Below are 13,814 nucleotides of genomic sequence, written 5' to 3'. Positions count from 1 at the left end.
CTTAACATACTTAGCCTAGAATACTACTAGTAGGAATGGATTATTTAGAATGCCCAATTTCCATCGCGGAATATTGGGTCTATTTGATCATCCTGTGTTATTCCATCTATATTCATGTTGCTCGAGCCGATCATAAAGTCTACATGTGTCAAACTTTGGTTAAGACCATGCGCACTTAGCTCCTCAGTAGTCATTTCTTTACCACCCTCAATGCAAAAGGCATAAGCACTACCAATGGCTAAATGATTGGATGCATTTTCATCAAACAATGTATTGTAAAATAATAAGTTCGATTGTGAAATAGGTGATTTATGTGGTACTAATGCTATTTCCCCAAGGTAATGAGCACCCTCATCCGTTTCAATAAGGGAAGCTAAAATTTCTTGGCCTTGCTCCGCCTTGACGTCAATGATCCGACCATCTTTAAATGTTAATGTGAAATTGTCTATAATATTGCCGCCATAGCTTAAAGGCTTAGTGCTTGTTACATAACCATTAACACCTGTTCTTAAAGGTGCTGTAAAAATTTCTTCAGTTGGCATATTGGCCATAAATGTTTGGCCCTGTGTGCTAATACTACTACCGCCTGCCCACACATGATGTGGAGGCAGCTCAATTGTTAGATCCGTGCCTGGAGCAGTATAGTGTAGTGACTTAAATTGCTTTGCATTTAAATAATCAGCTTTGCTATGTAATTCCTGATCATGGGCATGCCAAGCTTCAACAGAGTTTTCAACGTCAATACGTGTTGCTGCAAAGATAGCTTCCCATAATGCATCTATTTGTTGCTCTTCTGGTAAGTGAGGAAATACTTTCGCTGCCCAAGCCTTAGAAGGTGCAGCAATGACTGACCAGCTAAATTTATCTGCCTGTAGCCACTGATAATAGTTTGCAAGTGCTTGACCAGATGCTTTTTGGAATGTCATGATTCTATCACGTTCAATTCCTTTTAATAAATCTGGATTTTGAGAACTAATGCTTAAGAAAGCAGCACCGTGTTCAGCTAACCATTCACGTTCCTGCACTTTCCAAGGTGGGAAGAAATCAAATGAGTCTTTTGGTGCTCCCTCATAGCGAGCACGTACAATTTCATCATCGGATATATCGACAAAAACTTGTTTTGCACCATTTTTATAGGCTATTTTAGTAATTATTTGTGCGAGTTTTAGATTATCAGTCGAACAGCTTATATAAAGATACTGATCTTTTTGGATATTTACTCCTACTTTCACCGCTAACTCTGCATATTTTAGTAATTTTGTGTCCAACGATAATAACAAAATCATATCCCCTTTCAATTTAAGACAGTTAAGTGTAATATTCTTAATTCAATATAATCAAAAATGGTCGAAATGTGAATAAAAAGCATTAATTACATCGAAAAATATATGAAATACATTTATACTAGGATTATATATTTAAAATATGGAAAAAAAGACGAAATAACATTAGATAGTAGATTTGGAGGTTCTAGAATGGATAAGTCGTCGATTATAGGGTTAATACTTGCTTTAGTAGCATTATTAACAGGGATGGTAATGAAGGGTGTTAGTTTATCTGCATTTTATAACCCTGCAGCTATCCTAATTATCATTTTTGGTACTATTTCCGCAGTAACAATTGCCTTTCCGATGCAGGAGTTAAAGCGTGTACCAAAGCTATTTAAAATTCTTTTTAAAGAAACAAAATTAGCGAATGATATAGAGATTATTAAAATGTTTTCACAATGGGCTGACTTAGCTCGTCGTGAAGGGTTATTAGCGCTTGAAAGTAAAGCCTCAGAAATTGAAGACCCATTTTTGAAAAATGGTCTTACATTAGCAATTGATGGTCAAAATGCTGACTACATACGTGATGTTCTAACGGAAGAAGTAGAAGCGATGGAAGAACGTCATACTAGTGGAGCAGCTATTTTTACACAAGCAGGTACATATGCACCTACTTTAGGGGTTCTTGGTGCAGTAGTAGGGTTAATCGCCGCATTGGCTGATATGAACGATATCGAAAAGCTAGGACATGCTATTTCAGCTGCCTTCATGGCTACATTACTCGGTATCTTTACAGGGTATGTTTTATGGCATCCATTTGCGAACAAGCTAAAGCGTAAGTCTGCTTTAGAGGTAAAACAAAAGAGAATGATGATTGAGGGTATCCTTTCAGTATTAGAAGGGGAGGCTCCTCGTGTAATTGAACAGAAACTTTCATCATACTTAACGATGGAAGAACGTCGTCAAATTTCTGGTGAAAGCGGGGCGGGTGGCCTTGGCAAAGAAAGCTAAGAAAAAAAAGCATGATGAACATATTGATGAATCTTGGTTAGTTCCATACGCAGATATTTTAACTTTACTGCTAGCCGTGTTTATTATTTTGTTTGCCTCAAGTTCAGTCGACCAAGAAAAGCTAGAAAGAATGTCGGCAGTTTTTAATCAAGTATTTGATGGTGGAACTAGTTTTCTAGAGCAACCTGCACCAGTGCCTACTCCGAATGCGGATAGCGACCAAACGCCACAGCAAAACTCTGCCTATTTAAAGGATCAACAGGAGTTAGCTGAAATAAAAGATAGTGTGGATAATTTTATTGCAGTCAATGAAATGGAAGATCAATTCGCCACAGAAATGACCGATGAAGGGCTGCTTGTGACAATCCGTGATAGTATTTTATTCGATCCAGGGCAAGCAATAGTTAAGCCTGAGTATGTCCCTATTGCCAAAGAGCTATCAACTATGCTGGTATCTGATCCAGCTCGAAATATTGTTATTACAGGTCATACAGATAATGTACCAGCAGGTCCGAACTTCTCATCAAACTTTGAGCTATCTGTATTGCGTGCAACGAATTTTTTAAATCTTCTTATTGAAAGTAATGACCAATTAGATCCTACGCGCTTTAGTGCAAAAGGAAACGGTGAGTATCGTGCGATTGCACCGAATGACACAGCCGAAGGACGCGCGAAGAATCGTCGTGTAGAAGTATTAATTCAACCGTTAGTTACTGAGGATGGTTCAGAAACGAAGAGTACACAGTAATAAAAAAGCTATTAGCAGCAGACAAATGTCTTTGGCTAATAGCTTTTCATTTTACCTATTTACGTAAAGATCCTAACTCAGCAACAATCGCTTGCATTTCACTTGGACTAAAAGTTTCTCTTTTCATAACCATTTCATATAAATACACTAAATCTTCATAATTGGCTTCATCGAAGTTTTCTGATTTCATCGCATCGACATTCACCATGCGAAGCTTGTCCTTCATTTGATCGACCATATACACAACGTTTTCTTTAGATGGAACAGATAAATCCATTTTTTACCCTACCTTTCATAATCCTCGCACATATCATTTCATTGAATAAAAAAAATGTCAACTCCGTATTTGGGCATTGCTTTAAAAATAGACTGTTATTGGGTAGAATAAGTGCAGTAGACTGTTTATTTATGAAATAATAGGGAATATGCAACTATACAAGCAGGGGGTTTTAATATGGGTCAAAGTAAATTATTCGCATCTATTGTAGCAGGAGCAGCAGTAGGAGCAGCATTAAGTATGTTAGATCGTGCTACACGTGAAAAAACAATTGCCTCAACAAAAAAGATGAAGGAAGCCATCTCATACTATGCAGCAAATCGAGAAGAATTGCAGGTTTTGGTTGAGGAAAAAGTATTAGCGGCAAAGGTGCTTTGTGAAAGCGTGTCAGATAATGTCAACACAATTGCTGAAAAGGTGGATGAATTTAAGGATTTACCTTCCACGATACAGGGAATGATTGAAGATACGAAATCAGCCTTTACTTTACCTGATAAGGAGTAAAGGTCGTTTTAGGAGGAATTGTATGGAAAAGAATAAAGCAACATTGCATAACGCTTTTGGGTTTGTAAAATCGTTTGTCTCTCCAGAGGAGGGAGCGATTGATATTATGACATCCAAGGGCTTTATCCAAGATTTAATAGGTCGGCTCAAGCGAGTTGAAATATCTGCGCTTGCTGCACAATTGGCTTATTTCTTTTTACTATCGTTCTTCCCCTTACTTATTTTCTTAGTGACACTACTACCATATCTTAACTTAGAAACGACACAGGTCTATGCATTTTTAGTGAATGTATTACCTGATGAAGTGTATAAGCTTATTGAAAATACACTGAATGAGATTTTAACGAATCGAAACAGTAGTTTATTGTCCATTGGGGTTCTTGGTACAATTTGGTCTGCATCTAAAGGCATTAATGCACTCATTCGTTCTTTAAATAAAGCCTACGATACAGAGGGGAGAGCAGGTATATTAGATAGGGGCTTATCATTAGTTTTTACAATCGCCCTCGTCATTGTTATTGCTGTTGCTCTCTTATTACCTGTCTTCGGACAGCAAATTGGACATTTCCTATTCTCAATCGTCGGAATAGAGGAGCAATTTGAATCGGTCTGGCATAGATTAAGATGGTCGATACCGCCATTACTGATTTTTGTTGTTTTAATGGGCATCTATTGGTTTGTGCCAAATACCAGTCCACGTTTGAAAGTAATGGGCGTATGGCCAGGGGCGATGTTTGCTACACTTGCTTGGTTAGCAGTCACATATGGTTTCTCTTTTTATATTAATAATTTTGCAAATTATTCTGCTACATATGGTAGTATTGGTGGCGTCATTATTTTAATGCTCTGGTTATACTTTACGGGAATCATTTTAATCTTTGGTGGCGTATTAAACGCTACCATGCAGAAAAGAGCACTTCAAAAGGAAATTCGCCGATAAGAAAATAATAAGCATTAACAAAAGCCTCGCTAAACTCATAAAGAGTAGCGAGGCTATTTTAAATGCACCAATTGTTCAATGGGTGTCTACACAACGACTGAAACAGTATTGAAGCCCCAGCGGATGTCACAGATTTTTTCGAGCAAGCTCTAAAAAAATCTGGGCGCAATTACGCTGAGGCATGATTGATGTTAAACATTTTTATTGAGCATACGTAAACCATTTAGAATAACTAGTATTGTACTACCTTCATGGCCGATTACGCCTAAAGGTAAGTCGACTACTTGTAAAAAGTTAGAGGCAATTAATAACATAATGACCCCAATAGAGAAGAAAATATTTTGTTTCACAATACGTTGCATTTTACGTGATAAACGAACAGCATAGGCGATTTTCGATAAGTCATTTTTCATCAGCACAACATCGGCTGTTTCTAGCGCAACGTCTGTTCCTTCACCCATAGCAATGCCAGTAGTTGCCGTAGCCAATGCAGGGGCATCATTAATACCATCGCCTACCATGCCAACGAATTGATGCTGTGTAAGTAGGCGTTTCATTTCAGTAACCTTCGTTTCAGGCAGACATTCTGCGACATATTCAGTAACGCCAGCTTCCTTCGCAATAACTTTGGCCGTTTTTTCGTTGTCACCTGTAAGCATCACTACTTGAATACCAAGCTCTTTTAATAATGTTATAGCTTTCTTAGCCTCGTTGCGTACAGTATCTTTTAGCGCTGTTAATGCAACAATCCCATGTTGATCCCGAATGAAAATAACTGTTTTGCCCTCGGCTGCAAGTTTTGTAGCCGCATTGTTGGCAAAATCACTAGCAAGCTGTGCACCAACAAACTCTGGTTTACCTACTTGATAAGCTTCATTATGAATCGTTCCTTTTATCCCCCAGCCAGGAATATCTTCAATCGTTGCTTGTGGCAATGCGTGGATTCCCTCAGCCTTAGCATACGAGGTAATAGCTTGGGCAAGGGGGTGATTGGATTGAGATTCGATTCCTGCAAGAATTGCTAAAGCCATATCACGCTCTACGCCATCTCGGACAATAAAATCTGTAACAACTGGTTTACCTTGAGTTAAAGTACCTGTTTTATCGACAGCCAAGGCACGTAATACACTAAGATGCTCTAAATGTAAACCACCTTTAAACAGCACACCATTTTTTGCACCATTTGATATAGTAGCGAGTGTGGCAGGCATAATGGATGCTACGAGTGCACAAGGAGAAGCAACCACTAATAACACCATTGCTCGGTAAAATGTTGTTGTCCAGTCCCAGCCAAGCAAGAAGTGGGGAAGAAACATCATAATGGCAACACCTAGTAAAACAAATTTTACATAGGTCCCTTCAAACTTTTCGATGAATTGTTGAGAGGGAGATTTTTCACTTTGAGCACTTTGGACGAGCTGTATAATTTTTTGGAAAAGTGTTTCTGAATTCGCCTTTGTCATTTCCATTGTAATTGCACCATTTAAGTTTACTGTGCCCGCAAATACTTCGTCCCCTTCGCTTTTTGAGATAGGCAGTGGCTCTCCACTTATAGCTGATTCATCAATGGACGACTGGCCTTTGAAAATAATACCATCTGCTGGAATACGTTCACCTGGTTTAATCAATAAATGATCACCGATTTGTAATGTGGACACTGACACCTTCATAGGCTCAAATCCACCACGCACTAACCAAGCTTCTTCTGGCTGTAAATTCATAAGGGCTGATATTTCGCGATGACTTTTATTCATCGCATATGTTTCTAGTGCACCACTTACCGCAAAAATAAATATAAGGATAGCGCCCTCTGTCCAATAGCCTATTGCTGCTGAACCAATTGCCGCTAATACCATCAACAGCTCAACATTTAGCTTTCGTTCTTCTATCGTTTCTTCAATACCTTCTTTTGCTTTCGCGAAACCACCCACACAAAAGGCAATTAAATACAGTAGAACAGAAGCCGTTGTTTGTCCACCAGTGTCTAAACGCCATGCAAGTAAGATGAAAATACCGGCCATCAATGCAGCGATTAATTCTGCATGTTCTTTTATTTTCTCAATTAAATTTATATTTTCTCGATTAGAGTATTCCATTCATATCCCTCCTGATAATGAAAATCAATATCAAAACCTTTATTAAATAACATTTTATAGAGATGTTCAATTGAAAATGGATTTCATTTACCATCTCTTTTATTTAGAATTATTATAACAAAGGAATTTGTAAAAATAAAGTAGGAAGTTTGAAGGAGATTGAAACAATTTGAAAAAGACTTTTAAATAGAAAAAGCACAGTCTATTCACTAGGAATATTCTGTGCCTTACAAAATTGTGCAATAAAATGGGTTACTGCTACCTATTATTTAATTAGAAAACTCTTTCCGCATGCAAAGCAAGCTTTTCTAACGATGATTTATCCACATCTGCATGTAGTGAGTTACCATGTGAGTCCATTGTTACAACTGCTGTAAAGTTTTCAACATTTAAGTGCCACATAGCTTCAGGAATACCAAATTCCATTAAATCAACACCATCAACGCCTTTAATGCAGTCTGCATAGTACTGAGCTGCTCCACCGATTGCATTCAAGTAAACGCCACCATGTTCATTAAGCGCTTTTAATGTTTTTGGTCCCATTCCACCTTTACCAATGACAGCACGGATACCGAATTTTTTCATGATATCTCCTTGATAAGGCTCCTCACGAATAGAAGTAGTTGGACCAGCAGCTTTTACTGTCCAATTGTCTTCTTCATCCTTAGCCATTACAGGTCCACAGTGATAAATAACTTGTCCATTTAAATCAACTGGTGCATCGTGGCTCATTAAATGGTGGTGGATGGCGTCACGGCCAGTATACATACGACCAGTAATAGAAACGACATCACCAACTTTTAGTGAACGAATCTGTTCTTCAGTAATTGGCGCAGTAAGCTCGACTACATCTGTAGTTGTATCTTCTGTTGTAGCAGCTACTTCATTTTCTTTGAAGGTAATTTTTTCACCTTCTTGGTAGTGCCAGTTCATAATTTCGCCAGTTTGAGGATCGATGTCCACAGCCATACGACGGTAAGCCCAACAATTATACGCTACTGATACATAGAAAGAAGCAGGGATACGGTGCATTACGCCGATTTTACATCCTAGTAATGTTGCTTCACCACCGAAGCCCATTGTACCGATACCAAATGTGTTAGCTGTTTTAACTACATACTCTTCTAATTTTGCAAGATCAGCATTTGGATTTGTATCTTCAACATGACGGAATAATTGCTCTTTTGCTAAATCATAGCCAGAAGAACGGTCTCCACCAATACCTACACCAATGAAACCAGCAGAACAGCCTTGACCTTGAGCTTGGTATACAGAATGTAAAATACATTTACGAATACCATCTAAGTCACGACCTGCACGACCAAGACCTTCTAATTCACATGGTAAACTGTACTGAATGTTTTTGTTTTCACAGCCGCCACCTTTTAGAATTAACTTAATTGTAATGTAATCTTTTTCCCATTGCTCAAATTTCATTACTGGCAAACCATCTCCAAGGTTGTTCCCACTGTTTGCACCAGATAATGAATCCACCGCATTTGGACGTAATTTAGCATCTGCAGTTGTATCATTGATTGCTTTTTTGATTGCAGCTTTAATTTCTAATTGGTTTACGCCAACAGGAGTATAGATTTTGAAAGTTGGTAATCCTGTATCCTGGCAAATTGGTGACACGTTATCTTCTGCCATAATAATATTATTCGCGATTGTGTCTAAGCTCATTGCTGCACGTGTACCAGCATTCTCAGCTTCTTTTGCTTTTTTAATAGCACGACGTACATCCTTAGGTAAATTCGTAGATGTTTCAGTAATTAAATCGTAAAGACTTTTCTCCAAAGTTTGTAGATTCATTGGTATTGCCCCCCATAGAAAAATTGATTATTTCCACGTTACATTATACTCTTTTCAACTAATGAAAAAAAGAGTCCTTATTTGGTAGGAGAGTATTGATTTTATAGAACGTTTGTTCTAAAATGAGGATAAATCCATTATTAGGAGGAACTTGTATGGCTGCTAAAACATTACTTGAAATACCAGAAGCGTTTGAACAATATAGACCGTTAATAGAAGGAACAGTGAAGCCTGTTGTATTGGTTGATACGAAGATAAGTAAAACATCTTTGTTTCAAAGTAAGTTTGCAGGAGATCCTTATTTTCCGTTGGCGATGGAATATCCAAAAAATACGAAGGGACAACCGTTAAAGCTATTAGCTCAAATTAACTTTGCAGAGGTACCAAAGCACCTACCCCATTTCCCAGAAGAGGGAATACTGCAGTTTTATATTGATGGTTATGACGATGTTTTAGGAATGGATTTTGATAATGGGCAAAATCAAGAAGGCTTTCGTGTAATTTTCCATGAACAAATTACGCAAGATGAAGCACAGCTTATTCAAGACTTTTCATTTGTAGAAATAGATGATGAGGAACTATATTTTCCCGTGGAGCGTGAAATGGCATTATCCTTTAAGGCAGATGTTGAACCGATGTCGATTGATGATTTTAGAAGCAATGACATGTACGCAAGTATCTTAACAGCTTTGGAGAATGACGAGGCATTAGAAGACGGCTTTTATGATGCTATGACTGGTGATGGTCATAAAATAGGGGGATATCCATTCTTTACGCAAGAAGATCCACGAGCATACGGTGATTATACAGATTCAATCATTATGCTGTTACAGATAGATAGTATCGGCGATAATATTCTTTGGGGCGATTGTGGTGTAGGCAATTTCTTTATCACAGAGGAAGAGTTAATCAATAAAGATTTTAGCAAGGTACTTTATAATTGGGATTGCCATTAAAAAACAAGCGAGCACACGATGCTCGCTTGTTTATTATTCATTATTGTTCACGAGCATGAAACTGCTCCATTTTGTCCTCTAAATCATCCATCATTTGGATTAAGCGATCAATATCTTCTAACTCAGCTGTTTCAGGGTCAAGGGCATCTAATACTTCTAAAAACATCTCAAGACGCTCTTTTAAATAGGTTACTTGCTGCTCTTTATCAGTGATTGGCTTTGACATTCGTACACCTCATTTCATCCCTTTCATCGTAGCTGATTTGAGCTTAAATTTCAATGTTTAGGTAAACACCTAGGACTAAAAGATTAATTTCAAAAAACAATAGACAGAATATTTACAATATTGAGGATGTATGTTAAAGTTGTTTTAAGATAAAGTAAAGGAGCTGATCAAAAAAAAGTCATTTGCAACGCTAACTCGAAAAGGAGGGAGTTTAAACAAGTACTCGGTAATACTCAAAAGCCGAAATTCGTGTTTATACAATTAAATGAGGATAAGTATTAGTTAGGCCTTAGCGTAAAATCACATGTGGTGAGCGCTAAGGCTTTTTGGTATGCTGTTCTTTGGAAGAATGACTTGATGTTGGAGGAAAAAATGACGTACTTCTCAGATTACAGCAAAAAAAGATTTACCATTTTAGTATTAATTGTATCCATATCAGGCTTTTCACAAGGAATGCTATTACCGCTTATTTCGATAATATTTGAACGAGATGGGGTATCCTCTGCATTGAATGGCTTGAATGCAACTGGCTTATACATAGGAACATTACTAATTTCACCATTTATCGAGCAGCCCTTACGCAGGTGGGGCTATAAACCGATTATTTTAATTGGTGGAGCACTAGTTTTTGCGTCTTTACTTGCATTTCCTTTATGGAAAAGTGTGACTTTTTGGTTTGTCCTTCGTTTATTAATTGGTGTTGGCGATCATGCCCTGCATTATGCAACACAAACATGGATTACAAGTACAGCAGATCATAAAAGCTTAGGGAAGGGAATGGCTATCTATGGCTTGTCATTTAGCATAGGTTTTGCTGTTGGACCACTGATGGTGAAGCTAATTGAAATTGCTGAAGCCCTACCGTTTATCGTATCTTCCATTATGTGCCTATTTGCATGGTCCTTTGTATTTTTCTTACAAAACGAAAAGCCTGAGCGTTTAACAGGTGACTTAAATGCCAGAGGATGGCAACGGTATAAAATGGCTATTTTATTTGGGTGGATTGCCTTTTTAGGTCCTTTCGTTTACGGTTTTTTGGAATCTTCGTTAAATGCCTTATTCCCTGTTTATGCATTACGCAAAGGTTTTGAAGTCGGCATGATTCCTATTATTTTATCTGTGTTTACATTTGGTGGTATTTTAACGCAAGTGCCGCTTGGTGCACTAGGAGATAAAGTAGGGAGAAGGAATATTTTGATGTTTGGGTCATTTGGTGGCGCAATTATGTTCGCGATTGCAAGCTTTTTAGAGCATTCACAATTCGCTGTGGCTGTCGTCTTTTTCTTAACGGGTACGCTAGTTGGCTCGATGTTTTCTTTGGGGATTACATTTATGGCTGATTTGACACCAAAGGAGCTACTGCCTACGGGGAATTTACTTTGTGGAATTGCTTTAAGTATTGGTAGTTTAACAGGGCCATTTTTAGGTGGGGTTTATTTAGAATATGTAAAAAATTATAGCTTCCTTTTACTAGTGGCAATGCTTTTGCTAGCTGTTGCAATAGTTTTACTTATATTTGGACGCCAAAAGCATCAACAAACAACGATGGCAAAATAAAAAGAGCGGGGCTCATCTCCCGCTCAAAAAACAAAAAACGCCCAGCAAATCCGTGCTGTTATGGCGTTTTTTGGCGTAACAAGGATGTTCCGTCCAAGTTACATAGGTTTGGCACCTAGAAAGTTATTATACAGGCTTGTTCTAATGAAATCAATAAAAAAGAAAATGGGGAATTTTGGACATTATTCATCTTTCTATTTATAATGAAAGAACACTTGCTTAAAAAGGAGGTTTTATTATGACTGAAATGAAAAAACTATCTATCCACCGTGCCTTAACAGAATTAAAGATGCTGAATCTACGAATTGAAGCAGCCACAAATGAGGTTAGCGCAGTCGTAGCTAATCGAAAAAGCAATTGTAAAATTAATGGTGTAGACATTCATGAATATGAAAAGCAAATGCAAGCATCCTATGATAAAGTAGTAGGCTTAATGAGCTATCGAAATAAAATAAAAGCGCTAGTTGTGCAGTCCAACGCAAACACGAAGGTGATGGTGGGCAAGGAGGAAATGACTGTAGCTGAGGCAATTGAGCGGAAACAATCCATTCAATACGAAAAGAATTTGCTAGAAATTATACAGCATCAGCACCGCTCAGCAATCAATACCGTTGCCAAAGAAAATGATGCATTACCTGGAAAACTGGAAACCTATTTAATTAACATATTGGGCAATAAAGATAAACAATCGCCAGAGGAAGTCAAATTACATACCGAAACATTTATGAAAAGAAATGAGTTTGAAATCATTGACCCCCTAAATGCTAAACAGCAAATAGAGAGATTGAGCAATCGGATTGAAGAATTTGAAACAGAGGTTGACGCTGTCTTATCAGAATCGAACGCTACAACCTTTATTGAAGTGCAAGTTTAACAAGATTTGCATGGCCTAGCGAAAATGGAAAACGAAAAGTCGCTCGCGCTTCAAGGCATGTGTGCGAGTTAAAACGTAAAACATGCCTTACACAAATGGTAACTTTCAACTAAACTGATTTGAAAGCTCAAAGGTGAAAGATGAAAGTACAAAGCTTACGTGTCAAAGTTCTTTTGATAAAAGCTGAAAGTTTAACATTTAAAAATCATTTAAATCCTGGGATATCGGTTAAGGTATCGACTTTTCTGGACCATCCATCATCCACCAGGCAGCTTGTGCTGTGCATTAGAAAAAAACGTTTCCTATTATATGGAAACGTTTTTTTTTATTTGAAAACTAGTTACTTAAGAAAAAAGCAAATTATAATCTATGTCAATCATCTAATTATTTTACATAAAAAAAATAATAAGTAATATATGGTTTGATATACCATAAATGACAATCAAATCAGAATAAACTAGTACTAATAAAGCAAAAAGGAGGTGGATAATGATGTCAGAAGAATTTTTTGAAATGAATCAGGTTGATATTGAAATAGACTTATCTCAGCAAATGAAAGATTTATATGATGAGGAAAAAATGAGCTTTGTAGGCTCAAAAGAAGAAATGTGGGAGAAATATATCAAACATCCTTCGAAATGTAATAGCCCTTGTAAGAAAAAGTTCTCTACATGTTTTATAAAAGAGGCACCTGTGAATTTACTTGCTGTTTCTAAATATGGATTCAATGCATCAGCTGATTTTTCAAGACTTCATTGTATAGTGAAGCCGTGTACTACTTATGCAACAATAAATATTCCAGGTTGTCCTCCAGAAAAAGTGAAAACTAAATTAAATGCTGTTCATATTTGTGGACAATTAGGTTATTGGTTTAATTTTAAGGAAGTTTTTATAGATGGTTGTAAGAAAAAACTTGACTTTAGAACTGCAGCTGGTCAAGGATCAACATCTGTAGATCAGGTATTGTGCTATTTACCTGAATGTGAATCAGATTGCCCGATAGACCTTTGTCATTCAAAAATTTCAGTTCATTTAAGTGATTTTATTAGATGTGAAGATAAAGTGTATTTAGTTTATCATATCGAATTTACTCTCCCACCATGCCGTAAATATAAATGTCATGATTGAGAAGTTAGAATATGACAAAGAGAATGTAATAATTGTTTTTTATAAATATAAAATAGCTATAATAAATTATAAATGAATTGACTAAGGGGGACCTAAAGTTCAGTCCCTCTTTTTTTATGCACTTCAATTAACTTAAAAAGGTGCAGTCCGCAGTTTGCAGAACAGCACCTTTTAGTCGTTATTTCATTTCTGTCTATCGGTTTTAAGAATCATGGAACAGACGTATTCCACCTGCATTGTTCGAATCCTCTTTTTAGTTTTAAACCATCAAATGAAATTGTATTCCTAGTCCTGAAATCCCCATTTCACTAAATTGCTCTAATTGGGTCGGAATTTTGGATAGTATAGTAGGATATAAGGAACCTATTGCAATGATTCCAATCTAAAGATAAATAATTCTTTAATACTTGTTTGCTT

General features: G+C 37.1%; 13 protein-coding genes. 8 read left to right on the top strand and 5 right to left on the bottom strand.

Annotated features, from left to right (window positions below):
* Nucleotides 1-44: 44 nt before the first annotated feature.
* Entirely contained in the window at nucleotides 45-1,286 is a 1,242-nt protein-coding gene (locus MHB40_RS21675; protein WP_342533455.1) for an aminopeptidase, read from the bottom strand.
* Between the two features lie 189 nt (nucleotides 1,287-1,475).
* Here MHB40_RS21675 and motA point away from each other — a divergent pair, with 189 nt between their 5' ends.
* Nucleotides 1,476-2,279, top strand: coding sequence for a flagellar motor stator protein MotA (motA, locus tag MHB40_RS21670; protein ID WP_004225583.1), 804 nt, complete (start codon nucleotides 1,476-1,478; stop codon nucleotides 2,277-2,279).
* Nucleotides 2,263-3,027: a flagellar motor protein MotB gene (motB, locus tag MHB40_RS21665; protein ID WP_342441623.1), complete on the top strand. Its 765-nt coding sequence runs from the start codon at nucleotides 2,263-2,265 to the stop codon at nucleotides 3,025-3,027. The genes motA and motB overlap by 17 nt, the downstream gene beginning before the upstream one ends.
* A gap of 55 nt (nucleotides 3,028-3,082) precedes the next feature.
* On the opposite strand, the gene MHB40_RS21660 is transcribed toward motB, so the two are convergent.
* Nucleotides 3,083-3,304 carry a DUF1128 domain-containing protein gene (locus MHB40_RS21660; RefSeq protein WP_016995366.1) on the bottom strand — a complete coding sequence of 74 codons (222 nt, stop codon included), beginning with the start codon at nucleotides 3,302-3,304 and terminating at the stop codon, nucleotides 3,083-3,085.
* A 177-nt stretch (nucleotides 3,305-3,481) separates the two neighbouring features.
* Between MHB40_RS21660 and MHB40_RS21655 the strand changes: the two genes are divergently transcribed.
* Nucleotides 3,482-3,808, top strand: a complete 327-nt coding sequence (locus tag MHB40_RS21655; protein WP_205445635.1) for a YtxH domain-containing protein — start codon at nucleotides 3,482-3,484, stop codon at nucleotides 3,806-3,808.
* 22 nt (nucleotides 3,809-3,830) lie between these two features.
* The gene (locus tag MHB40_RS21650; protein WP_205445633.1) at nucleotides 3,831-4,748 is read left to right on the top strand and encodes a YihY/virulence factor BrkB family protein; all 918 of its coding nucleotides are present in this window, start codon (nucleotides 3,831-3,833) and stop codon (nucleotides 4,746-4,748) included.
* Between the two features lie 191 nt (nucleotides 4,749-4,939).
* Here MHB40_RS21650 and MHB40_RS21645 read toward each other — a convergent pair whose 3' ends face one another.
* Entirely contained in the window at nucleotides 4,940-6,844 is a 1,905-nt protein-coding gene (locus tag MHB40_RS21645) for a heavy metal translocating P-type ATPase (RefSeq protein WP_342533454.1), read from the bottom strand.
* Nucleotides 6,845-7,117: 273 nt separating this feature from the next.
* Nucleotides 7,118-8,656 carry a fumarate hydratase gene (locus MHB40_RS21640; RefSeq protein WP_205445631.1) on the bottom strand — a complete coding sequence of 513 codons (1,539 nt, stop codon included), beginning with the start codon at nucleotides 8,654-8,656 and terminating at the stop codon, nucleotides 7,118-7,120.
* A gap of 155 nt (nucleotides 8,657-8,811) precedes the next feature.
* Here MHB40_RS21640 and MHB40_RS21635 point away from each other — a divergent pair, with 155 nt between their 5' ends.
* The gene (locus MHB40_RS21635; RefSeq protein ID WP_342533453.1) at nucleotides 8,812-9,612 is read left to right on the top strand and encodes a YwqG family protein; all 801 of its coding nucleotides are present in this window, start codon (nucleotides 8,812-8,814) and stop codon (nucleotides 9,610-9,612) included.
* 40 nt (nucleotides 9,613-9,652) lie between these two features.
* Here MHB40_RS21635 and MHB40_RS21630 read toward each other — a convergent pair whose 3' ends face one another.
* Nucleotides 9,653-9,838, bottom strand: a complete 186-nt coding sequence (locus MHB40_RS21630) for an SE1561 family protein (protein WP_016995373.1) — start codon at nucleotides 9,836-9,838, stop codon at nucleotides 9,653-9,655.
* Between the two features lie 372 nt (nucleotides 9,839-10,210).
* Here MHB40_RS21630 and MHB40_RS21625 point away from each other — a divergent pair, with 372 nt between their 5' ends.
* From MHB40_RS21625 to MHB40_RS21615, 3 genes are all read left to right on the top strand, one after another.
* Nucleotides 10,211-11,395: an MFS transporter gene (locus MHB40_RS21625; protein ID WP_342533452.1), complete on the top strand. Its 1,185-nt coding sequence runs from the start codon at nucleotides 10,211-10,213 to the stop codon at nucleotides 11,393-11,395.
* Nucleotides 11,396-11,633: 238 nt separating this feature from the next.
* Complete coding sequence (locus MHB40_RS21620; RefSeq protein WP_342533451.1) at nucleotides 11,634-12,269, top strand: hypothetical protein; 636 nt, start codon at nucleotides 11,634-11,636, stop codon at nucleotides 12,267-12,269.
* Between the two features lie 489 nt (nucleotides 12,270-12,758).
* The gene (locus tag MHB40_RS21615) at nucleotides 12,759-13,397 is read left to right on the top strand and encodes a hypothetical protein (RefSeq protein ID WP_342441617.1); all 639 of its coding nucleotides are present in this window, start codon (nucleotides 12,759-12,761) and stop codon (nucleotides 13,395-13,397) included.
* The last annotated feature ends 417 nt before the right edge of the window (nucleotides 13,398-13,814 follow it).

It is taken from the genome of Lysinibacillus sp. FSL K6-0057, assembly GCF_038630885.1.
Taxonomy (GTDB): domain Bacteria; phylum Bacillota; class Bacilli; order Bacillales_A; family Planococcaceae; genus Lysinibacillus; species Lysinibacillus fusiformis_F.
The sequence above is the reverse complement of the archived record's forward strand: the minus strand, read 5'-3'. Positions and strand labels throughout refer to the sequence as shown.

Bases quoted from the DNA above. Each gene is read 5' to 3' on its own strand.
- MHB40_RS21675 (WP_342533455.1), bottom strand. From the start codon at position 1,286: ATGATTTTGTTATTATCGTTGGACACAAAATTACTAAAATATGCAGAG.
- motA (WP_004225583.1), top strand. From the start codon at position 1,476: ATGGATAAGTCGTCGATTATAGGGTTAATACTTGCTTTAGTAGCATTA.
- MHB40_RS21660 (WP_016995366.1), bottom strand. From the start codon at position 3,304: ATGGATTTATCTGTTCCATCTAAAGAAAACGTTGTGTATATGGTCGAT.
- MHB40_RS21655 (WP_205445635.1), top strand. From the start codon at position 3,482: ATGGGTCAAAGTAAATTATTCGCATCTATTGTAGCAGGAGCAGCAGTA.
- MHB40_RS21650 (WP_205445633.1), top strand. From the start codon at position 3,831: ATGGAAAAGAATAAAGCAACATTGCATAACGCTTTTGGGTTTGTAAAA.
- MHB40_RS21645 (WP_342533454.1), bottom strand. From the start codon at position 6,844: ATGGAATACTCTAATCGAGAAAATATAAATTTAATTGAGAAAATAAAA.
- MHB40_RS21640 (WP_205445631.1), bottom strand. From the start codon at position 8,656: ATGAATCTACAAACTTTGGAGAAAAGTCTTTACGATTTAATTACTGAA.
- MHB40_RS21635 (WP_342533453.1), top strand. From the start codon at position 8,812: ATGGCTGCTAAAACATTACTTGAAATACCAGAAGCGTTTGAACAATAT.
- MHB40_RS21630 (WP_016995373.1), bottom strand. From the start codon at position 9,838: ATGTCAAAGCCAATCACTGATAAAGAGCAGCAAGTAACCTATTTAAAA.
- MHB40_RS21625 (WP_342533452.1), top strand. From the start codon at position 10,211: ATGACGTACTTCTCAGATTACAGCAAAAAAAGATTTACCATTTTAGTA.
- MHB40_RS21620 (WP_342533451.1), top strand. From the start codon at position 11,634: ATGACTGAAATGAAAAAACTATCTATCCACCGTGCCTTAACAGAATTA.
- MHB40_RS21615 (WP_342441617.1), top strand. From the start codon at position 12,759: ATGATGTCAGAAGAATTTTTTGAAATGAATCAGGTTGATATTGAAATA.